Source organism: Nocardioides sp., from assembly GCF_044226765.1.
GTDB lineage: Bacteria > Actinomycetota > Actinomycetes > Propionibacteriales > Nocardioidaceae > Nocardioides.
On sequence record NZ_JBGAGJ010000003.1, the window covers coordinates 158,674 to 179,411 of the forward strand.

Here is a 20,738-nt window from a genome sequence, read left to right on the forward strand (position 1 = left end):
GTGAGGCCCGCATGAGTGAGCTGTTCGACGAGGGGACCGAGCCCGCCGGGCCGGCGCCCCGCCAGGGGTCGCGCCGGTCGCGCGCCCTGATCATCACCGCGGTCGTGCTCGTGGTGCTGTTCTTCGGGCTGAGCACCTTCGCCACGCTCTACACCGACCGGCTCTGGTACCGGGTCGGCGGCTACGGCTCGGTGTTCTCGACCCTCTTCTGGACCAAGACCGGCCTGTTCCTCGGCTTCGGGGCGCTGATGGCGGTGGTGGTCGGGCTCAACATCTATCTCGCCTACCGATTCCGCCCGTTCTTCCGGCCGAGCTCGAACGAGCAGACCGGCCTGGACCGCTACCGCGACGCGGTCACGCCGATCCGCACCTGGCTGCTGGTCGGGATCTCCCTGGTGCTGGGTGCCTTCGCCGGCAGCTCGGCGATCGGGGAGTGGCGCGACTACCTGCTGTGGCGCAACGGCGTCCCCTTCGGGGAGAAGGACCACTGGTTCAACAAGGACATCGGGTTCTACGTCTTCGACCTGCCGTGGCTGCACTACCTCGTCGACTTCGCGATGGCCGCGCTGGTCATCTCGGTCATCGCCGCCGCCGTCACGCACTACCTCTACGGCGGCATCCGGCTGCAGACGCCGCGCGACCGCTTCTCCGGGCCGGCGCAGGCGCAGCTGTCGTTGCTGCTGGGCCTCTTCGTGCTCGCGAAGGCGGCCGACTACTGGCTCGACCGCTTCGACCTGGTCAACCACGGTGGGTCGCTGATCACCGGCATGAACTACACCGGCGACCACGCGGTGCTGCCGGCCAAGAACATCCTGCTCGCCATCTCGCTGCTCTGCGCGGTGCTGTTCTTCGTCAACGTCTGGCGGCGCACCTGGCTGCTGCCCTCGGTCGGTCTCGCGCTGCTCGCGGTCTCCGCGATCCTGCTCGGGCTGATCTGGCCGGGCATCGTGCAGCAGTTCCAGGTCAAGCCCTCGGAGGCCGACAAGGAGCTGCCGTACATCACCCGCAACATCGAGGCGACCCGCGCGGCGTACGACATCGACGACATCAGCGTGACCACGGTCCCCGACGCGACCATCAGCACGTCCAGCAGGACGCTCCTGGACGCCCAGACCGCATCCGTGCCGCTGGTGGACCCGAAGCTGGTGAGCCCGACCTTCGAGCAGGTGCAGCAGGGACGGGCGTACTACTCGGTCGCCGACGTGCTCGACGTCGACCACTACCCCATCGACGGGACCGACCGCGCGCTCGTCCTCGGCGTGCGCGAGCTGGACCAGTCCGGCATCCCCGACGGTGACCAGAACTGGTCGAACCTGCACACCGTCTACACCCACGGCTCAGGCGTGATCGCGGCCTACGGCAACCAGCGCACGACCGCGGACCAGCTTCCCTCGGGCACCGACAGCTCGCTCGACACGACCCAGTGGGCGCAGGGTCGCGGGGCCGGCCAGGACGCCCTCGCCCAGGCGACCGGCGACTTCGAGCAGCGGGTGTACTTCGGTGAGCAGAGCCCCGACTACTCGATCGTCGGCAAGGTGCCCGGCACCAGCTCGGTCGAGCTCGACCTGCCGACCGGCACCTCGTCGGAGGACCAGTCCGACTCCGACCAGACCACGACGTACGACGGCACCGGCGGGGTGCCGATCGGCAGCACGTTCCGGCAGCTGATGTACGCGGTGAAGTACGGCGAGCCGAACTTCCTGCTCTCGGGGCGGGTCAACGCCGACAGCAAGATCCTCTACAACCGGGACCCGCGGACCCGGGTCGAGAAGGCGGCACCCTGGCTGACCGTCGACGGCGACGCCTACCCGATCGTGGCCGACGGCCGGATCCTGTGGGTGCTCGACGGCTACACCACGACCGATCGCTACCCGGGCTCCCAGCGCGAGTCGTTCGACACGATGACCAACGACTCGCTGCAGACCAACGAGACCCTGCGCACGGTGCCGACCGACGAGATCAACTACATGCGCAACGCGGTGAAGGCGACGGTCGACGCCTACGACGGGACGGTCAAGCTCTACGCCTGGGACCAGACCGACCCGATCCTGCAGACCTGGGAGAAGGCGTTCCCCGGCACCGTGCTGCCGAAGTCGGAGATCCCGCAGGCCGTGACCGACCACCTGCGGTACCCCGAGGACATGTTCAAGGCCCAGCGCTACCAGTTCGCCCGCTACCACGTGCAGCCGAGCGACTTCTACCAGGGCAACAACCGCTGGGAGGTGCCGGTCGACCCGAACTCGACCAGCAACCTGCAGCCGCCGTACCGGCTGTTCGTGGACCAGTCCGAGGGCGCCGGGGCCGGTCAGCCGGTCTTCTCGCTGACATCGAGCCTGGTGCCCTACAAGAAGAGCAACCTGGCGGCGTTCATGACGGTCGACTCCGACGCGAGCTCCCCTGACTACGGCAAGATCAGGGTCCTCCAGCTCGCCGACCAGGGCGCCAAGGGCCCCGGCCAGGTTGCGAACGACTTCAACTCCGACGCCGACGTCGCCGACAAGTTCGGTGTCTTCAACCGCAGCGGCGGTCAGGTGATCAACGGAAACCTGCTCACGATCCCCCTCGACGACGGATTCCTCTACGTCGAGCCGGTCTACGGGCAGCGCGCGGCGTCGTCGGTCAGCTACCCGAGCCTGGCGTACGTCCTGGTCTCCTACAACGGCCAGGTGGGGATCGGCACCTCGCTGCCCGCGGCGCTGGCCGATGCGCTGGACAGCTCGCTGCCGCCGGACACGGGCGGTGACACCGGCGGGGACACGGGCGACGGCGGCACCGGGAACGGGGGTGACAACGGCGGCGACAACGGCGGTGACACCTCGAGCGGATCGCTGGTCAGCCGGATCCACGACCTGCTCGACCAGGCGCAGGGCAAGTTCACCGCGGCCGACGCCGCCGCCCGCTCGGGCGACCCGGTGGAGGCCGCACGGCTGACCGAGGAGGGCAAGGCCCTCGTCGCCAGGGCCTTCGACCTCGCCAAGGAGCTGCCCGACAAGGAGAAGGCGGGCGCTACGGCGTCCCCGTCGGCCGGCGCCTCCGCCGGCTCCTCGCCGTCGGCGTCGTCCTCCGGCTCCGCCTCCGGGTGATCACCCCCACGCCCGTCCGATTTGGGTTGGCCGCCACCTTCGACTACGGTGGTGTTCACCGACGCGGGGTGGAGCAGCTCGGTAGCTCGCTGGGCTCATAACCCAGAGGTCGCAGGTTCAAATCCTGCCCCCGCTACAAAGGAAGATCGCAGGTCAGAGCCGGGCTCGTGGGTTACCAGGGCCCGGTTCTGGCATCTGTTGTCAGCACGATGTCTGCTGACATTGCCTCCAAAGGGATGCCGGCAAGGTCGTCTGGCGAAGAACCGCGATGCTTGGCGAGGAATGGCGGAAGGTCGATTTGGGCGACCTTTTTGCCGATGACCCAGAGGTCGCGATCGCCAGCCAGTGTTGGCCTGGCGTTCGCCTCGCCTGATCGGCGACAAAGGCAATCAGCGACCGCAGGTTCAGTGCCCAGCGGTCGACACGTTTGCCGGGGGGTCCTCAGCCGCGGGGCAGGAGCCCCTCGAGGAGCAGGTCGAGCACGGCCTCGAGCTGGTCGTGGAGAGCGGGGTCCGCCCATTCGTCGGCGTGTGCCGGGTGGTGGAACATCGCCGTGGCCTGCAGCACGGCTCGGCCGGACACCTGCGGATCGACGGAGGCTAGTACGCCGTCGGCGACTCCGTCCTGCACGATCCGGGCGAGTTGGGCGGCGAGGTGCTCGACGTGCGCGTCGATCACCTCGCCGGACTCCGCGGTGACCTTGCGGAAGGTGGCGAACAGCTCCGGGTCTTCGCGAGCGATGCTCTGCTTGGACGCGGCCAACTGCCGCACCCAGGTCCGCAGCCGCCCCGCCGGGTCGCCGGTTTCGGCGACGATCTCCTCAAGTGGTGCCGAGATTCGGTCCAGCCAGCGTTGGGTGACCGCGTCGCGCAGGGCGGCCTTGCTGGGGAAGTGCCGGTAGACCGAGCCGTGACTGACGTCGAGGGCGCGGGCCACGTCGACCACGGTGGTCTTGGCCGGTCCGTAGCGACGCAGCACCTCCTCAGCGGCCTGCATGATGCTCTCGGCGGTCAGCGCCTCGGGCACGGGCGGCAACCTACTTCTCACTGTCCAGGAAGGACATCTGCGCCGCGTCGTAGCGGGTGCCGGCCACCGCGCCCGGGGGCACGGCCGCCTCGATTGCTGCCAGGTCAGGCTCGGACAGGTCCAGGTCCAGCGCACCGAGGGACTCCTCGAGCCGGGCCCGGCTCCGAGCGCCGACCAGCGGCACGATGTCTGTGCCCCGCGAGGCCACCCAGGCGATCGCGACCTGGGCGACGGTGGCGCCTTGGGCCTCGGCGACGTCGCGGAGCACCTCGACCAGGCGCAGGTTGGCCTCCAGGTTCTCGCCGGTGAACCGGGGAAGGTGCGCACGGAAGTCACGGACCTCCCGGTCGGCGCTCCAGTGACCGGAGAGCAACCCTCGAGAGAGGACGCCGTAGGCCGTGATCCCCACGCCGAGCTCACGGGCGGCAGGCAGGATCTCGGCCTCGATGCCGCGCGAGACCAGGGAGTACTCGATCTGCAGGTCGGCGATCGGGTGCACGGCGGCCGCCCGGCGCAGGGTCTGCGCGCCAACCTCGGACAGGCCGATGTGACGTACGTAGCCGGCCGCGACGAGCTCGGCGAGCGCGCCGACGGTCTCCTCGACCGGGACCGACGGGTCCAGGCGTGCGGGTCGGTAGATGTCGACGTGGTCGGTGCCGAGCTTGCGCAGCGTCTGGGCGAGGGCGTTCTTGGTCGCCGCCGGCCGAGTGTCGACGCCGTTCCAGGAGCCGTCCGGGCCACGCAGCACGCCGTACTTGACGCTGACCTGCACCTGGTCACGGTCGCGGCCGCGGAGCGCTTCGCGCAGCAAGAGCTCGTTGTGGCCCATGCCGTAGAAGTCGCCAGTGTCGAGCAGTGTGACGCCGGCGTCGAGAGCCGCGTGGATGGTGGCGATGCTCTCGGCCTCGTCGGCCGGCCCGTAGAGGTCGGACATACCCATCAGGCCGAGGCCGAGGGGGGCGACGGTGGGGCCCGTGGTGCCCAGTCGACGCGGCGGGGTGATGGTGGAGGGGTGCGTAGTCATGCCACCATGGTGAAGTATCAAGTGACAGATTGCAAATTCTGTCACTTGATCTAACGTTACGCCGCGCGGGTGAGCGCGCCTGCGATCAGGGCGCGAGCCGCCTGCTTGGCTGCACGTGGGGCCTCGGGGTCCGCGGCGAGCGCGCCGTCCGCGAGGCCGCCGTCGAGCAACAGCGCCAGTGACCTCGCCAGCGAGTCCGGGTCGTCGGCGCCCGTGCGGGCGGTCAGGTCGCGCAGCCACGCGAGCACGGCCCGCTTGTGCGCGATGGTGCGCTCGTGCACCGGAGTGCCGGGAGCGGCCTCTGCGGCAGCGTTGATGAACGCGCAGCCCCGGTAGCCGTCCCGGCGGCAGGCCGTTCCCAGGGCGTCGAAGAGCCCGACCAGCTGGTCCGCGGGGTTGGGGCCGGCGGCTTCGGCGGCCGCCCGGAGCTGTCCAGTCCAGATCCCGTCCACCTTCTCGAGGTAGGCGAGGACGAGCTCGTCCTTGGCCGGGAAGTGCTTGTAGAAGGTCGCCTTCGCCACGCCGGACTCGGCGATGATCAGGTCCACGCCGACCGCTCGAATACCACGGGCATAGAACAGCCGGAAGGCGGTGTCGAGGATGCGCTCGCGGGCGGGGGAGGGGGTCACCCTTTGATGATAGACAGACCTGTCTGTTACTGTCCATGCCAACGGCAGACAAACCTGTCTACCGTCTCGGAACCTCTCGAAGGGCATCTCATGAACATCGCAGTTCTCGGCACCGGCATGGTCGGCCAGGCGATCGCCGGCCGTCTGCACGAGCTCGGCCACACCGTGGTGATCGGCACCCGCGACCCGGAGGCCACGCTCGCCCGCACCGAGCCCGTCGGCATGGGCAACCCGCCGTTCTCGGCCTGGCGCGCGGCCCACGAGGGCGTGGCAGTCGCCACCTTCGCCGATGCCGCCGTTGGCGCCGAGCTCGTGGTCAACGCCTCCTCCGGCGCCGCCGCTCTCGACGTGCTCGGCCTCGCCGGTGCGGACAACCTGGCCGGCAAGGTGCTCGTCGACATCGCCAACCCGCTGGACTTCTCCAACGGGTTCCCGCCCACCCTGTCGGTCAAGGACACCGACTCCCTGGGCGAGCAGATCCAGCGCGCCTTCCCCGAGACGAAGGTCGTCAAGACCCTCAACACGCTGACGGCCTCGCTGATGGTCGACCCGAAGTCGCTCGGGGAGTCCTCGACGATCTTCGTCTCCGGCGACGATGCCCAGGCCAAGGCCACCGTGGTCTCGCTCCTGGAGAGCTTCGGGCACGACGACGTCATCGACCTCGGCCCGCTCGAGACGGCACGTGGCACCGAGATGCTCCTGCCTGTCTGGCTGCGGCTGATGGGCACGCTGGGCACCGGCACGTTTAACTTCAAGATCGTCCGCTGACCATGAGCGCCCGCGACCTCATGGGCGGCAAGACCGTGCTGGTCACCGGGGGCACCGGCGGGATCGGGCTGGCCACGGCCACCGGTCTCGCCGGCCTCGGTGCCCGCGTGGGGATCGTGGGCCGCTCCGCCACGCGCGGCGCGGCCGCGGCCGACGCCGTACGAAGCAAGGTGCCGTCGGCGCAGGTGGACGTCTTCGAGGCGGACCTGTCCGCCCAGGCCGAGGTACGGCGCCTGGCCGCTGAGGTCAAGGCGACCTACTCGCGTCTGGACGTGCTGGTCAACAACGTCGGCGGCTACTGGGCGCACCGGCACGTCACCGTGGACGGCCTCGAGCACACCTTCGCGCTCAACCACCTCGCCCCGTTCCTGCTCACCCGCGAGCTGCACGACCTGCTCGTCGCCAGCGCTCCCGCTCGGGCGGTGACCGTGTCTTCGGGGGCGCAGGCCATGGGGCGGATCGACCTCGACGACCTGCAGGGCGAGCGGTCCTACAACGGCCAGCGCGCCTACAACCAGTCCAAGCTCGCGAACGTGCTGTTCACCTACGAGCTGGCCCGCCGGCTCGAGGGCACCGGCGTGACCGCGAACGTGCTGCACCCCGGCGTGGTGCGCACCTCCTTCGGTCACGAAGACAGCGGTCGATGGATGCGGCTGATGCTCCCCCTGGTGCGGCCCTTCATGAAGACCCCCGACCAGGGGGCCGCGACCCCGATCTACCTGGCGAGCTCCCCCGACGTCGACGGCGTGAGCGGTGCCTACTTCGCCAACCAGCAGGCGAAGAAGTCATCGAACGCCAGCTACGACCGCCACCTGGCACACAGGCTCTGGGAGGTCAGCTCCACGCTCGTAGGCATCCAGCACGACAACAACTCCCAGCTCGACGCGAAGGATCAGACATGAAGCTCGGCGTTCACCTGGTGAACTTCACCCTGCCCGGCGGCCCCGAGTCGATTGGCCCTACCCTCGCCGCGACCGGCACGGCGGTCGAGGAGGCAGGGCTGGACAACGTGTCGTTCATGGACCACTACTTCCAGCTCGAGTTCCTCGCCGGGGCCAACGACCCGATGCTCGAGGGCTACACCGCCCTCGGCTTCCTCGCCGCGCACACCTCCACGGTCGAGCTCCAGCTCCTGATGACGGGAGTGACTTACCGCCACCCGGGGCTGCTGGCCAAGATCGTCTCCACACTCGACGTGGTCTCCGGCGGGCGTGCCGCCCTCGGCATCGGCGCGGCCTGGTACGAACGGGAGCACCGCGCCCTCGGCGTACCGTTCCCGCCACTGTCCGAGCGGTTCGAACGGCTCGAGGAGACCCTGCAGATCGTGCGTCAGATGTGGAGCGACGACGACGGCCCCTTCGTCGGGAAGCACTACCAGCTCGCCGAGACGATCAACTCCCCGCAACCGCTGCACAAGCCCCACCCGCCGATCATGGTCGGTGGCGGCGGTGAGAGAAAGACGCTCCGCCTCGTGGCGAAGCACGCCGACGCCTGCAACGTCTTCGCCGGCCAAGGCGCCGGTCCCGACGAGGTCGCACACAAGCTCGCCGTCCTGCGCGAGTGGTGCGACCAGGAGGGACGGGCCTACGACGCGATCCGTAAGACCGTTCTCTACAACGGCCTCGTCGGACCCGATCGTGCCGGAGGCGCCGCGTTCGTCGAGGAGATGCGCGCACTCGCGGACGTCGGAATCGAGGAGGTGCACGTGATGCCGCTCCAAGGCGACCCGGTCGGCTTCGTCAGGTCTCTCGGCGAACACGTCGTACCCCACCTCTCCCAGCTCTGACCGCACCACCGGAACCGCACCGACAAAGGAACGCGCCATGTCTCGGAAGCCCAGCACCCTCGTGCTCCTCGCCCACCCAGATCCCGCAGGGTCCCGCGTGAACAGCGCACTCACCGACGCCATCCGCGACCTGGAAGGCGTCCACATCCGCGACCTCGCCGCGGTCCGTCGAGCGGACGGCTTCGACGCTGCCGAGGAACAGCCGCTGCTCGTCGAGCACGACACCGTCGTGTTCCAGTTCCCCTGGTACTGGTACTCCGTCCCCGGCATCCTCAAGGAATGGATGGACCAGGTGCTGCTCTACGGCTTCGCCTACGGGGCAGGCGGCACCAAGCTGCACGGCAAGACCCTGCAGGTCGTGACCACCACTGGCGGTCCGAACGAGTCCTACCGGGCCAGCGGCTACAACAGGTTCACGATGAGCGACCTGCTCCGCCCGCTCGACGCCACCGCGCACCTGTGTGGCATAGCGCTCGCCGAGCCGTTCGTGGTGCACGGCGTCCGCCACCTCGACGAGGCAGCGCTTGCAGAGTACGGCGCCCGCTACCGAGACCTCCTCGCCGGCGAAGAACTCCGCGCCACCGCCTGAGACGCCCGCCGCATCACCGCGCGCCCGCGTCACGATGACGCTGCGAGGGCCGCGAAACCGATCACACCCAGAACCAGGGAGGCGTAACTGCGCGGCGCCGAGGCCAACCTGCCCGCCGAGAAGGCCCAGCACTGCCTTGGCTCGGCGGTGGCGCGGCTGCGGATCCGCCCGTCAGTCCGCCTGCCCCTCCTCGCCGGTTGCGCCGTCGGGGTGGGCCTCCCTGCCGCGGATGCGATTGAGGGCGTCGAGGTTCTTCTGATCGGCGTCGGGCAGGGCATGCAGGTACTTCTGCGTGGTGGTGATCTGCGCATGACCCATGCGATCCATCACCGATTTCAGATCGGACCCGCCTGCGAGGAGCCAGGAGGCGTGGGCGTGGCGGAGGTCGTGGACGCGGACGTCGAAGTCGACTGCGGATGCTCGTACGGCGGGCAGCCACACACGGGTGCGGAAGGTGTTCCGTGAGATCGGGGTGCCCTCGCGGGTCGCGAACAGCAGATCATCAGGTCCGAGGCGCCGAGAGGTGATCCAGTCGGCCAGCTGGCCGACGAGGTCGGCCGGGAGTGCCATCGTGCGGGCCTCGTTGTCCTTGGGGTAGGGCTTGGTCAGCATCCGCGCGCCGGTGGGGGAGTTCTTGATCGAGACCTCCACGACTGTCTCTTCGACGCTCAGCGTGCGCTTGATGAGGTCGAGATGGCGGGGTTTCAGCGCGATGAGCTCGCCCCAGCGGAGGCCGGTGTTGATGGCGGTCTCGATCATCAGCCGATGCTGGGCCGGGAGGGCAGTCAGGATGGCGACGTACTCCTCTGGCGTGAGCGTCCGGGCCTTCTTCTTGATCACCTTTGGTAACTCGGTGTGGGCGCAGGGGTTGAAGGTGACCACCCGGTCACGCTGCGCGCGTTCGAAGACCGAGTGCAGCATGGTGTGGTACTTGCGGACGCTGGCGGCCGAGAGGCCGTGCTCGGTGGCGGTAGTGACCCAGCGTTGGATCTCTGAGGGCAGGATCTTGCCCATCGGTCGTTTCCCGAAGGTGGGGATGAAGTGCTTGTCGAGGTAGGACCGGTACGCCGCGAGGGTGGAGGTCTCGACGTGCTTGGAGGGCAGCCATACGGTCTCGACGTACTCGGCGAAGGTGACCTGGCCGCGGGAGTGGTCGTGCCAGGCGCCTTCGCGGACCTTGGCCTCCTCCCGGTTGGCGGCGCGTTCGGCGGCCCGGCGAGAGGAGTAGGTGCCGGCGGAGCGTTGGCGTCCTTCGGGGTCGCGGTAGCAGGCGACGAACCGCTTGTCGCCCTCGTCGGTGATGCGTTCCTTGACCCACGCCATCGGTGCCTCCCGGAAGGGCTTCAAATCTTGATGTCCGCACGGTGTCCGCAAACGTTGCCCCGAAGGTCGGCGAAGGTCAGCGAAGGATCGCGGAAACCGAATATGCCTGTGAACTGCGACTTTACGCTCACAGAAGGCGTGGGTCGAGGGGAATGTGAGGCAGTGTGTGAGGCTGACACGGCACTCATAACCCAGAGGTCGCAGGTTCAAATCCTGCCCCCGCTACAAATCGCAAGAGGCCCTCACCGTCTGACGGTGGGGGCCTCTCGCATGTGGGCATCAGCTGGACGCGCAGCACGGCACGACCGGATATCTGCCCAGGACGTCCTGCGCCTGGTGCCACCGACGGCTCCAGACGCCTGACGTCCCTGAGCACACGTCCCTGAGCACACGACCCTGAGCACACGACCCTGAGCACATGATCCTCAGATCGAACCCGCCGGCGGACGTCACGCGGGCTGCTGGGCAGGCACGGCGCGGTCCGGTGCGGTCATCAGCGACGGCGCCGTGCGGGGCCAGGTCCAGGCCCAGCGCAGGATGACGGCGAGGAGGGCCAGCTCCAGCGCGACGCCGAGGCCGTAGAAGGCCAGCCAGGACCCGCCCGACAGGTTGAACGCCGTGACGGGGACGTAGAGAGCAGCCACGACCAGGTTGGTGACCCGGTTCGCCCGGGCCGGCAGCATCGCCGAGAGCACGACCATGAGGGTCGGGACGGCCACCAGGGCCAGCGCTACGGTCGAGAAGGTCTGGGAGACGTCGAACTCGAAGACCCTGCCGTCGAGGATGTCCGCGACGACGCCGGGTGTGTAGAAGTTGAGGATGTCCACGTAGGCATACAGCAACGTGAGGCTCGTCCACGCTGCGGCGAGCTTCACCCGCACCGGGACCGGCTGGTCGTCCAGTGCTGGGCCGGGTCGGCTGGTGCTCATCGGGGGCTCCGTCGTGGTGGTAGGGGATCGGCCCATCCACGATCGCCGGGCGCGGCGCTGCGCACATCGGCCCGGAGGCCGCAGGTCGCCCGGCCGATGGGATGGTCGCCGTCTCGTTCTTTCGGCGGGTCCGCCGGGGCGCGAGGGTCCCTAGGCTGAGGACGTGGTCCGTGTGCGGCGCTCCCTCTGGCAGGAGCCGAGGCCTGCCGACGCCCCGCCGGTCGGTCGTGCCGACTGGCTGCTGGTGGGCGCGTTCGCGGTCGCTGCCCTGGCCGAGGGCGCCCTCCGGCCGGACCTGGCCTGGAGACCCCTCGTGACGGTGCTCGCCCTGGCGCTGGCTCCGGCCCTGCTCTGGCGTCGGGACCACCCGTTGCCGGCTGCTCTGGTCGGGTGGGGTGTCGCCGGGCTGCTGTCGGTGCTCCAGCTGACCGCACACACCGACGACCTCGGACTCCTCTCCATGATGGTCGTCCTGGTCCTCCTCTACTCGCTGGCGCGGTGGGGCTCGGGCCGGGAGGTCGTCGCGGGATCGGCGTTCGTGGCCGTCGTGGTCGCTCTGGGCATGTACGCCGCTGCAGCGGACTGGGCGGACGCCCTCGGCGGGGTCGCGTTGCTGCTGCTGGTCGTCGCCCTGGCGGCGGTGTTCCGCTACCGCGCCGACCTCTGGCACCGCCAGCAGCGCGAGATCCGCAACCAGGAGCGGGTGGCGCTGGCGCGCGAGCTGCACGACATCGTGGCCCACCACGTCTCCGCGATCGCGGTGCAGGCGCAGGCCGGTGGGGTCGTCGCCGGGGTCCAGCCCGAGAAGGCCGCCGAGGTCCTGGCCGCGATCGAGTCCGAGGCGTCACGGACCCTGGCGGAGATGAGGTCGATGGTGCGGGTGCTGCGGGAGGAGGAAGCCGTCGCCTACACGCCGCAGCGGGGTGTCACGGATCTGCCCGCCCTGGCCCGCGCCGACGGGACGCCCACCGTCGAGGTCGCGGTCGACGGCTCGTCGACCCGGCTGGCACCGCCCGTGGATGCCGCGGTCTACCGGCTCGCGCAGGAGTCGCTGACCAACGCCCTGCGGCACGCCCGCGGCGCGACGCGCATCCGGATCGACGTACGCCGGGAGCGTGACGCCGTCAGGCTGCGCGTCATCGACGACGGACGGACCGAGCCGGGGCCGGTCCCGGAGCCCGGCTTCGGCCTGCTGGGGATGACCGAGCGCGCCCAGCTCCTCGGCGGGTCGCTCATCGCGGGGCCGGGGCGCGCGGGTGGTTGGGTGGTCGAGGCAGTGCTGCCCGTGGAGACGCCGGCATGAGCATCCGGGTCGTCGTCGCCGACGACCAGGACCTGGTCCGCGCCGGGCTGGTGATGATCCTCGGTGCGCAACCCGGCCTCGAGGTCGTGGGGGAGGCAGCGGACGGGCTCACCGCACTCGACCTCGCGAACAGGCTGCGTCCCGACGTCCTCCTCGTCGACATCCGGATGCCGGGCCTCGACGGCGTCGAGGTGACGCGGCGCCTGGCCGGGCCGGACGTGGCCGACCCGCTGGCAGTCGTCGTGATCACCACCTTCGACCTGGACGAGTACGTCCTCGGGGCGCTGCGCGCCGGTGCCCGCGGCTTCCTGCTGAAGGACGCCGGGCCGGAGCTCCTGGTGCAGGCCATCGAGGCGGCGGCCGCGGGGGACGCGCTGATCGCGCCCAACATCACCCGCCGGCTGCTGTCGACGTTCGCCGACCAGGCGCCGGCGGTGCCGGTCCAGCCGGTCGTCCCGCTTACCGAGCGTGAGGAGGAGGTCCTCGCGCTGGTGGCGCGCGGCCGGACCAACGCCGAGATCGCCACCGAGCTCTTCGTCGGCCTGAGCACCGTCAAGACCCACGTCGCCTCGTTGATGGCCAAGCTCGGCGCCCGCAACCGCGTGGAGATCGCGATGTGGGCCTACGACACCAGACGCGTCAGGACGGACGGCTGACATCGGGCCGGTGGGCGTGAGGGTGGCTACCGCACCTCGGAGCGGCGCAGGAGCAGCAGGCCGACGGCCAGCGGGACGACGATCCAGATCAGCGTGGTCGAGCCGAGCATCGCCCACTCCTCCGCGGTGTCCGTGGAGCCGTCGAGCAGTGTCTCCTGCGTGGCGTTCCAGTCGATCCACGGCTGCAGGTCCTCGAACCCCGGGCGGACCTGGGCCAGGAGGACCAGGATGCCCGAGACGACGAACGAGGCGACGAAGTAGCCCACGACCGCTGCGGGCGAGCTGCGCAGCCCGACGGCGAGGGTGAATCCGACGGCCATGCCGACGAGGTTGCCGAGCACGACCTGGGGCACGGTGGACCACGAGACGTCCCAGACGGTGTGGACCCCGGCGAGCGCCGAACCGGTGACGTTGCCGAGGGCGCCCACCGCCAGGGCGACGGTCATGGAGACGACCCCGACCACCAGGGTCGCGAGTGCCTTGGCGCCGATCACGCGGTCGCGGCTCGGGACGAGCGTGAACGTCGTGAGTCCCGTGCGCTGGCTCCACTCGCTCGTGACGGCGAGGATCGCGAGCAGCGGCAGGAGGACCGACACCGGCAGGCCGATCGCCGCCGCGAAGGTCTCGTAGGTGACGGCGTCGTCGGGAGCGAGGACGACGACCGCCCCGGTCGCCACGACCGACAGGACCGCGATGCTGACCAGCAGCCAGAGACCCGACCGCGTGTCGAACATCTTGCGGAGCTCGACCGTCACGAGCCGGGTCAGGGGGATGGGCCGGGCAGACCGACGGGTCGTGGTGGCGGGCGAGGTCGCGGTCAGGGCGGTCATGCCGCAGCTCCGTCGCGCCGGCTGTCGGCGGTGAGCGACAGGAACAGGTCCTCGAGCCCGGTGCCGTCGGCGGACCGGAGCTCGGTGAGGGCGAGGCCCGCAGCCAGGGCGACCGCCCCGACCCGGGCGGGTTCGGCGTCGGTGCGGACCGCGCCGTCCTCCGAGATCGTGCTGGGGATACCCGCCTGCGCGAGGGCGTCGACGAGGTCGCGCGGCGAGGTCGACCGGGCCTGGGTCCCCCCGGCGGCCAGCAGCTCCTCCTTGGTGCCGGCCGCGACGATCCGTCCCTTGCCGATCACGACAAGGTCGTCGGCGACGACCTCGATCTCGTGGAGCAGGTGCGAGGACAGCAGCACGGTGCCGCCACGGTCCGCGAACCCCCTCAGCAGGTCGCGCATCCACCGGATCCCCGCTGGGTCGAGCCCGTTGGCGGGCTCGTCGAGGACCAGCACCTCGGGGTCTCCGAGGAGCGCGGTCGCGATGCCCAGCCGCTGTCGCATGCCGAGGGAGTACGTGCGCACCCGGCGCCCGGCCTCGTCGGACGTCAGGCCCACCAGCCCGATGATCTCGTCGACCCGGGAGCGGGGCAGGCCCATCGTGTCGGAGGCGAGCGTGAGGACCTCGCGTCCGGTGCGGCCGGCGTGCTGCGCCGATGCGTCCAGCAGCACGCCCACCTCGAGGCCCGGGTTCGGGAGCTCGGCGAACCGCGCTCCGTTGACGGTCGCGGCGCCGGACGTCGGGGCGGTCAGGCCGACGAGCACGCGCATCGTGGTGGACTTGCCGGCGCCGTTCGGTCCGAGGAACCCGGTCACCCGACCGGGCAGAGCGGTGAAGGACACGTCCTCGACGGCGGTGATGCCGTCGTACCTCCGGGTCAGGGAGTCGACAGTGATCATGGCCCCACCCTCGCGTCGTGACGCCGGGCGGTCATCGGTCCGGTGGTCGGTCCTGGCCTGGCCGGAAGTACGGGGCCGGACCCGTTCCTTCGGGTCAGGAGACGGCCAGCAGCACCCGACCTCCGGGCGCGTCCGCGGGACCCTTGACGATCTGGGTCGCCGAGCCGAAGCCCGCCTCGTCGGCGAGCCCGGTCACATCGTCCTCGGCGTCGTAGAGGCGATGTCCGGCGACGGGGAACTTCCGTTGGGCCATCGCCGGCATGTCGTGCCGGAGCTGGTAGCCCAGGGCCAGCAGACCGCCGGGGCGCAGGACCGCGTGGATGCGGGTCAGCTCGGCCACGGGATCCGCCCAGAAGTACAGGACGTGGTTCGCCATCACGAGGTCGGCCGGGGCGCTCGCGGCGAGCTCGGGCACGCCGCCCTCGATGAGGGTCAGCCGACCGGCGGTGACCGCGGACCGGTTGCGCTTGCGTGACTGCGACAGCATGACCGGTGACATGTCGACGCCCCAGACGTGCGCATCCGGAAACCGGGCGAGCAGGGCCTCCATGCCGACTCCAGGGCCGGGTCCGAGCTCGGCGACGCGCTCGACCGGGTCGTCGTGACCGGCAGCAGCCTGGTCGACCACCCACCGGCTGAGCGCCGCGTTGCCCCGGGCCATCGCCCGTCCCACGACGGCACCGATCAGCCCGGACGGACGACCGAACTGCTGCGCGAGGCCCACCGCCCCATTGTCCGCGGTCGGCTCACCTCACGGAAGGGACGGGCCCGGGCGCGCGGACGGTGGCCGCGGGCGGTCAGCAGCCGTTCATCGTCAGCTGGCCCATCGCCACCCGCTTGGTGGCCGACAGGCCGATGCGGTACGCCGAGTCGTCACCGCTGGTGTAGGCGAACCACAGCGTGCGGCCGCTGGGCCCGACCACCCAGTTGAGGTAGTCGTAGTCACCAGTGCCGTAGGGGTCGACGCGCTTCACGTGGAGTCGGAACCCGCTGCGGTCGACCAGTGCCGTCATCCGGTCGGGGGTCATGTCCGAGCGGATGCCCAGGGGGAAGCGCAGCGGCCCGCGCGCGAGGATGGTGCCGAACCGGTGTGGCCGCGGTGACACGTTGCCGTCCAGCTGGGCTCGCGGCATGGTCAGCACGTCCCCGCAGCCATACGGGCTCGCCTCCAGGTGGAGGGTCCCACCCAGCCTCTGGTGAGCACGCACGAGCGGAGTGCCGAAGCCGACGCCCCGCCAACCGTTCCAGGTCACCGGTGCGGGTGGCAGCGTGCGCCCGGCGGGTGCTGCGGGAGCAGCGGCCGGGGTCTGGAGCCCGGCCACCAGAGCGGTCGCGGCCACGATCCACAGCAGGGGGTGGACTCGCGCGCTCATGGCGCCGAGCCTAGTCCAGAGACGGCGCGCTGTCGGTCAGCGCGGAGGCCGTGCGATGTGCCCCTGGTAGGAAGTCACCATGCCTCTCTCGGGACAGAGTCCACGATGACGACCGCCGACTACGACCGCTTCGCCGCCGCCTATGCGGCGGAGAACGAGACCGGGCTCTTCAACGCCCACTACGAGCGACCCGCGATGCTCGGCCTCCTCGGCGACGTCTCAGGCCGGCGGGTGCTCGACGCCGGGTGCGGATCGGGCCCGTTGACGGAGGGGCTGCGCGACCGCGGTGCCGTCGTCTCGGGGTTCGACGTGAGCCCGGCGATGGTCGAGCTGGCCCGCCGCAGGCTGGGCGAGGAGGTCGACCTGCGCGTCGCCGACCTGGGTGGGCGGCTGCCGTTCGCCGACGCGGAGTTCGACGACGTCGTGGCGTCCCTGGTGCTGCACTACCTGGAGGACTGGACCCAGCCGCTGGCCGAGCTGCGCCGGGTCGTGCGGCCCGGGGGTCGCCTCCTGGTCTCGGTCAACCACCCGGCGGCGTACGCGATCGTCCATCCCGACGGCGACTACTTCGCGGTGACGCGGTACTCCGAGGACTACACGTTCGACGGCGAGGTCGTCTGGCTGACCTTCTGGCACCGGCCGCTGCACGCCATGGCCGACGCGTTCGCGGCCGCGGGGTTCCGCATCCGGACCGTGAGCGAGCCGCCGCCGGCCCCGGACACCCCTCCCGACCTGCTCCCGCCGGGACTGGAGCCCGGCCGGTCCTTCATGTGCTTCCTGTTCTTCGTCCTCGAGGCGGTCTGACGTCCCTACCGGGGTCGGGCTCGGGCGTGCGGGCGGCGATGTGCTCCTCGACCTCCTGCTCCTCCTCCGGGCCCTCGGCGACGTCGAGCTCGAGCCGCGGCAGCTGGGGCTGGGGGGCGCCGCGGACTCCGGGCTCGGCCGGCAGGTCGGTCAGCCCGTGCGCGCGACGTGCCTCGCGGACCCCCTGGGAGATGCTGTGCCACAGGTGGTCCTCGCCGATCTCGGCCATGAAGCCGGTGCGCGCCAGCGCCCGGCGCACCGGCCACATCACCCGCACCAGGTAGAGGTCGACGTCGCGCTCGCGCAGCGTCCGGAGCAGGTCCGAGAGCGCGTCGGCGCTGGTCACGTCCATCTGGTTGGTGGCCTCGAGATCGAGCACCAGGACCCGGGTCCCCGGGACGGCCTCGACCCGGCTCAGCACGGTGTCCTGGATGGGGGCCGCCGTCACCCAGAACATCGGGGCGTCCACCCGCAGCACGAGCACGCCGGGGTACGTCGGCCGCTCGGCGTGGTCGTGCAGGCTCCCCCACGCAGCCTTCTCGTCCGGCACCTTGCCCATCACGTCGACGTGGACCCGGCTCGACCGGTAGACCAGCCCGACCACCGAGGCGGCGACGGCGAGGAGCAGGCCGTCGAGCGGCCCGAGCACGAGGACGCCGGTCGCCGCGATGACGGCGGCCATCACGTCGTTGCGGCGGACCCGCGCGTAGCGGCGCAGGGCGCCCCAGTCCATCAGCCTCCACACGGCGTTGACCACGATCGCGCTCAGCACCGCCCGCGGCAGGTCGGACAGCACGGGGGCGATGACAAGGATGACCAGGACGGCGAGCACCGCCGCCACCAGGCCGGACACCTGGCTCCGGCTCCGGGCGTCGTCGGCCGCCGCGGTCTTGGAGAGGCTGCCGGCCACCCCGATGCCGCCGAACAGCCCGCACGCGACATTGGCGGCGCCGGCCGCGACCAGCTCCTGGTCGGCGTCGATGCGGTAGTGACCGCGGCCGGCGAACAGCCGGGCGGCGCTGAGCCCCTCGGCGAGACCGACCAGCGCCAGGGCGGCACCTGCGGTGAGCAGCCTGCCGAGGTCGCCGGCCGCCACCGAGGGGACGCCGGGGGTGGGCAGCCCCCGCGGCACCGGTCCGACCACCTCGACGCCGTCGGCGGCGAGGTCGAGGGCGGACGAGGCGACCAGGCCGAGGACCAGCACGACCAGCGCCCACGGGACGCGAGGCGCCACCCGCTCACCCCCGAACAGCAGGAGCAGCGCGACGCCCGACACGAGCACCGTGGTGGAGTCCGCGCTGCCGTGGGTGACGCTGGAGCCGAGCGCGCCGATCCGCTCGACGACCTGGCCCTGCGGGGTCGGCACCCCGAGCAGGTGCGGCACCTCGCCCAGGATCACCAGCACCGTCAGGCCGAGGACGAAGCCGGTGACGATGGGCTTGGAGAGGAACTCCGCCATCCAGCCGACGCCGAGGAACCCCGCCAGCACCAGGACGAGTCCGGCCCCGAGGGCCAGCGCGGCGGCGTACGACGCCGCCTGCGCCGTCCCGGCGACGCCGAACCCCGCCAGGAACGAGCCGGTGAGCACCGAGACCGTCGACACCGGCCCGACGACGAGCTGTCGCGACGAGCCGAGCACCGCGTAGACGACCAGCGCCACCGGCACCGAGTAGAGCCCCACCTGCACCGGCGCGCCCGCGATCGATGCGTAGCCGAGCGCCTGGGGGACCGCGAGGGCGGCGACCACGGCGCCCGCGACGGCGTCACCGCGCAGCCAGCCCCGCTGGTAGCGGGGCAGCCACACCGCGACCGGGAGCCGCCGCCACGAGCGGCCCTCCCCGACCTGCGCGCCGTCCGTCATGCCGGTCCACCTTCGCCACCTGTCCGTCGCAGGCTAGTGGCGCCGCCGGGTCGGCGTCGGGAAAGCGTGGATCGGGCCGGCCGCTCCCAGCCGGTCCTGGTCAACCGGTGCTCTCGCGGCGGGACGACCCGGTGGACTGGATGTGCTCGCCCCACCGCACGCCCTGCTCGTAGGCCAGGGGGTGGACGGCCCGGGCCCGTTCGACGTCGAACAGGGCCAGGGGACGGACGCCGACGATCTTCGACATCTCCCGGTTCGGCCGGATCATGTGGATGTCGGCCTCCGGGTGGCGCTGCTGCCACCGGTCGAGCTCCCGGTCCAGCAGGGCGCCGGCCACGCGCCCCATCGGGCCCATCACCCGGCCCGCCAGGGGCGCGACGACGATCACCCGGTCGGCCTCCTCGGCCGCGTCGACCGACGTGGCGGACCACATGCCGCCGTCGACGTAGAGCCGCCCGTCGACCCGGTGCGGCGGGAGCAGGCCGGGCACGGCCGACGAGGCGGCGACCAGGTCGGCGAGCGCATATTTGCCACCGTCGAGGATGTGTCGGCGCCGGGACCGCACGCACACGGCCGAGACCGACACGAGCGGGTGGCTCGACTCCTCGAAGACCATCCGGGCGATCTCGGCGAGGACCCCGTTGCGCACGGCGGGCACCGAGGGCACGGGCAGGTCGGCGAGGTCGTCGTAGGTGAGACCGAGGGCCAGCGCCGACGCGGTCCACGAGCCGGCCGAGGTGCCCAGGGCGGGCGCACCCGCCACCGGGATGCCCGCGGCGACCAGGCCGGCCGCGACGCCGGCGGTGTAGGCGATGCCGACGACGCCGCCGCCGCCGTACACCATCGCCAGCGGGTGCCGCTGCTGGAGCAGCGCGGGCTGGCCGTCGACGTCGACGTTTCCGGCACGCGAGTGGCGCTTGGCCATCACACCTCCTGAGGTGGGTCCACCCTCAGCGTGAGGTCGCCGACGCGCACCCGGTCAGGGCCGTAGTCCCCGGTGCGCGCGCGCCATTGGTCCCGGGCCGGCCCACTCAACGGGTCGAGCTCGGCGCCTCACGCTGCGGCTGGCGCTCCTGCAGGTGATCGGTGGGGTCTCCCGCCAGCAGCGTGATCACGAAGAAGATCGCCAGCACCAGGAAGATCGCGCCGAGCAGGACCAGTCCGACGGTGCGAGCCTTCTGGACGGGAGTCGGCCCGCCCGAGTCCCGAGTGGTCATGTCCGAGCCCTTTCGCCGCGGTCGAGTCCCCGGTACCCGAACGCCGAGGACCACACCCCCGCGGGTCGACCCGTGTGGCGCGGCGAGCCAGCCCCAGGTCCGGGCCTCAGTCGAGGTAGAGCTCGCAGTGGTCGGCGAGCCGGTTGCCGGCCTGGAAGAACGCGGTCTTGTCGACGTCCTGCCCGGCGGCCGCGGCGGCCACGCCCGCCCTGGTGATCTCGAGGTCGTCCACCAGCTGGGGCGCTGCCTCGGCCTTGACGGCGGCCAGCCCCGCGACGATCTCGGCGGCCGTCGGGCCCTTGTCCGACTCCTTGCCGCGCACCACCGCGATCGCGTGCTGCATCCACTGGTGCGGGGTGTAGTAGAGCGCCTTGCAGGTCTTGCGGATGCTGACCGGCTCGACCGTCGACGTGGGGGAGGGCGAGGCGGAGGCGGACGACGGCGCCGGGCTCGAGGACTGGCCGGTGGGGTCGGTGGCCGTCGAGTCGGAGCCGTCGCCGCAGCCGGCGAGCAGGACGGTGCCGGCCAGGAGGGTGGCAGCGAGGAGGTGGCGCATGACCCCATCGTCCCCCTCCTGGCCGGATCGGTCGACTGCGGCGTGCCGGGCGCGATCGGTGAGCCGTGGGGGGCGGGCGGGACGT

Annotated in this window: 21 protein-coding genes and 1 tRNA gene; 9 read left to right on the forward strand and 13 right to left on the reverse strand. The window is 71.2% G+C overall.

Annotated elements, in window-relative coordinates; translation table 11 throughout:
* The first annotated feature begins 11 nt into the window (after nucleotides 1-11).
* Together ACILRH_RS08380 and ACILRH_RS08385 are read left to right on the forward strand one after the other, a co-directional pair.
* On the forward strand, nucleotides 12-3,083 hold the full coding sequence (locus ACILRH_RS08380) for a UPF0182 family protein (RefSeq protein WP_395692347.1): 3,072 nt from the start codon (nucleotides 12-14) through the stop codon (nucleotides 3,081-3,083).
* Between the two features lie 62 nt (nucleotides 3,084-3,145).
* Nucleotides 3,146-3,219 (forward strand) — tRNA-Met (locus tag ACILRH_RS08385).
* A gap of 305 nt (nucleotides 3,220-3,524) precedes the next feature.
* On the opposite strand, the gene ACILRH_RS08390 is transcribed toward ACILRH_RS08385, so the two are convergent.
* Genes ACILRH_RS08390 through ACILRH_RS08400 form a run of 3 tightly spaced genes read right to left on the reverse strand, consistent with a single transcriptional unit; the run spans nucleotide 3,525 to nucleotide 5,762 of the window.
* Complete coding sequence (locus ACILRH_RS08390; protein WP_395692348.1) at nucleotides 3,525-4,109, reverse strand: TetR family transcriptional regulator; 585 nt, start codon at nucleotides 4,107-4,109, stop codon at nucleotides 3,525-3,527.
* A 10-nt stretch (nucleotides 4,110-4,119) separates the two neighbouring features.
* Entirely contained in the window at nucleotides 4,120-5,133 is a 1,014-nt protein-coding gene (locus ACILRH_RS08395) for an aldo/keto reductase (protein WP_395692349.1), read from the reverse strand.
* A gap of 56 nt (nucleotides 5,134-5,189) precedes the next feature.
* Complete coding sequence (locus ACILRH_RS08400; RefSeq protein WP_395692350.1) at nucleotides 5,190-5,762, reverse strand: TetR/AcrR family transcriptional regulator; 573 nt, start codon at nucleotides 5,760-5,762, stop codon at nucleotides 5,190-5,192.
* Nucleotides 5,763-5,852: 90 nt separating this feature from the next.
* Between ACILRH_RS08400 and ACILRH_RS08405 the strand changes: the two genes are divergently transcribed.
* From ACILRH_RS08405 to ACILRH_RS08420, 4 genes are read left to right on the forward strand one after another with little or no spacing between them, the layout of a single operon-like run.
* Nucleotides 5,853-6,530 (forward strand): NADPH-dependent F420 reductase, encoded by a 678-nt coding sequence (locus tag ACILRH_RS08405; protein ID WP_395692351.1) that lies wholly within the window; start codon nucleotides 5,853-5,855, stop codon nucleotides 6,528-6,530.
* 2 nt (nucleotides 6,531-6,532) lie between these two features.
* Nucleotides 6,533-7,432 carry an SDR family oxidoreductase gene (locus tag ACILRH_RS08410; RefSeq protein ID WP_395692352.1) on the forward strand — a complete coding sequence of 300 codons (900 nt, stop codon included), beginning with the start codon at nucleotides 6,533-6,535 and terminating at the stop codon, nucleotides 7,430-7,432.
* The gene (locus ACILRH_RS08415; protein WP_395692354.1) at nucleotides 7,429-8,316 is read left to right on the forward strand and encodes an LLM class F420-dependent oxidoreductase; all 888 of its coding nucleotides are present in this window, start codon (nucleotides 7,429-7,431) and stop codon (nucleotides 8,314-8,316) included. Before ACILRH_RS08410 ends, ACILRH_RS08415 begins: the two co-directional genes overlap by 4 nt.
* Before the next feature lie 37 nt (nucleotides 8,317-8,353).
* Nucleotides 8,354-8,905, forward strand: a complete 552-nt coding sequence (locus tag ACILRH_RS08420; RefSeq protein ID WP_395692356.1) for an NAD(P)H-dependent oxidoreductase — start codon at nucleotides 8,354-8,356, stop codon at nucleotides 8,903-8,905.
* Between the two features lie 171 nt (nucleotides 8,906-9,076).
* On the opposite strand, the gene ACILRH_RS08425 is transcribed toward ACILRH_RS08420, so the two are convergent.
* The gene (locus ACILRH_RS08425; RefSeq protein ID WP_395692357.1) at nucleotides 9,077-10,228 is read right to left on the reverse strand and encodes a tyrosine-type recombinase/integrase; all 1,152 of its coding nucleotides are present in this window, start codon (nucleotides 10,226-10,228) and stop codon (nucleotides 9,077-9,079) included.
* 449 nt (nucleotides 10,229-10,677) lie between these two features.
* A complete protein-coding gene (locus tag ACILRH_RS08430; RefSeq protein WP_395692359.1) occupies nucleotides 10,678-11,157 on the reverse strand; it encodes a DUF6326 family protein in 480 nt (159 codons plus the stop codon).
* Nucleotides 11,158-11,320: 163 nt separating this feature from the next.
* Between ACILRH_RS08430 and ACILRH_RS08435 the strand changes: the two genes are divergently transcribed.
* Nucleotides 11,321-12,460 (forward strand): sensor histidine kinase, encoded by a 1,140-nt coding sequence (locus ACILRH_RS08435; RefSeq protein WP_395692361.1) that lies wholly within the window; start codon nucleotides 11,321-11,323, stop codon nucleotides 12,458-12,460.
* The gene (locus ACILRH_RS08440) at nucleotides 12,457-13,116 is read left to right on the forward strand and encodes a response regulator (RefSeq protein WP_395692363.1); all 660 of its coding nucleotides are present in this window, start codon (nucleotides 12,457-12,459) and stop codon (nucleotides 13,114-13,116) included. The genes ACILRH_RS08435 and ACILRH_RS08440 overlap by 4 nt, the downstream gene beginning before the upstream one ends.
* A gap of 26 nt (nucleotides 13,117-13,142) precedes the next feature.
* On the opposite strand, the gene ACILRH_RS08445 is transcribed toward ACILRH_RS08440, so the two are convergent.
* The 4 genes from ACILRH_RS08445 to ACILRH_RS08460 form a co-directional block, all read right to left on the reverse strand.
* Nucleotides 13,143-13,946 (reverse strand): ABC transporter permease subunit, encoded by an 804-nt coding sequence (locus tag ACILRH_RS08445; protein ID WP_395692365.1) that lies wholly within the window; start codon nucleotides 13,944-13,946, stop codon nucleotides 13,143-13,145.
* A complete protein-coding gene (locus tag ACILRH_RS08450) occupies nucleotides 13,943-14,842 on the reverse strand; it encodes an ABC transporter ATP-binding protein (protein WP_395692367.1) in 900 nt (299 codons plus the stop codon). The genes ACILRH_RS08445 and ACILRH_RS08450 overlap by 4 nt, the downstream gene beginning before the upstream one ends.
* A gap of 94 nt (nucleotides 14,843-14,936) precedes the next feature.
* A complete protein-coding gene (locus ACILRH_RS08455; RefSeq protein ID WP_395692369.1) occupies nucleotides 14,937-15,566 on the reverse strand; it encodes a class I SAM-dependent methyltransferase in 630 nt (209 codons plus the stop codon).
* Nucleotides 15,567-15,639: 73 nt separating this feature from the next.
* Complete coding sequence (locus ACILRH_RS08460) at nucleotides 15,640-16,215, reverse strand: hypothetical protein (RefSeq protein WP_395692371.1); 576 nt, start codon at nucleotides 16,213-16,215, stop codon at nucleotides 15,640-15,642.
* Between the two features lie 105 nt (nucleotides 16,216-16,320).
* Between ACILRH_RS08460 and ACILRH_RS08465 the strand changes: the two genes are divergently transcribed.
* Nucleotides 16,321-17,019 (forward strand): class I SAM-dependent methyltransferase, encoded by a 699-nt coding sequence (locus ACILRH_RS08465; RefSeq protein WP_395692373.1) that lies wholly within the window; start codon nucleotides 16,321-16,323, stop codon nucleotides 17,017-17,019.
* On the opposite strand, the gene ACILRH_RS08470 is transcribed toward ACILRH_RS08465, so the two are convergent.
* The 4 genes from ACILRH_RS08470 to ACILRH_RS08485 form a co-directional block, all read right to left on the reverse strand.
* Nucleotides 16,982-18,880 (reverse strand): SulP family inorganic anion transporter, encoded by a 1,899-nt coding sequence (locus ACILRH_RS08470; protein WP_395692375.1) that lies wholly within the window; start codon nucleotides 18,878-18,880, stop codon nucleotides 16,982-16,984. The two genes, ACILRH_RS08465 and ACILRH_RS08470, sit on opposite strands and share 38 nt — an antisense overlap.
* Before the next feature lie 100 nt (nucleotides 18,881-18,980).
* Nucleotides 18,981-19,805 (reverse strand): patatin-like phospholipase family protein, encoded by an 825-nt coding sequence (locus ACILRH_RS08475; protein WP_395692376.1) that lies wholly within the window; start codon nucleotides 19,803-19,805, stop codon nucleotides 18,981-18,983.
* Nucleotides 19,806-19,911: 106 nt separating this feature from the next.
* The gene (locus tag ACILRH_RS08480) at nucleotides 19,912-20,097 is read right to left on the reverse strand and encodes a hypothetical protein (protein WP_395692377.1); all 186 of its coding nucleotides are present in this window, start codon (nucleotides 20,095-20,097) and stop codon (nucleotides 19,912-19,914) included.
* Between the two features lie 106 nt (nucleotides 20,098-20,203).
* Nucleotides 20,204-20,653, reverse strand: coding sequence for a hypothetical protein (locus ACILRH_RS08485; RefSeq protein WP_395692378.1), 450 nt, complete (start codon nucleotides 20,651-20,653; stop codon nucleotides 20,204-20,206).
* Nucleotides 20,654-20,738: the final 85 nt, after the last annotated feature.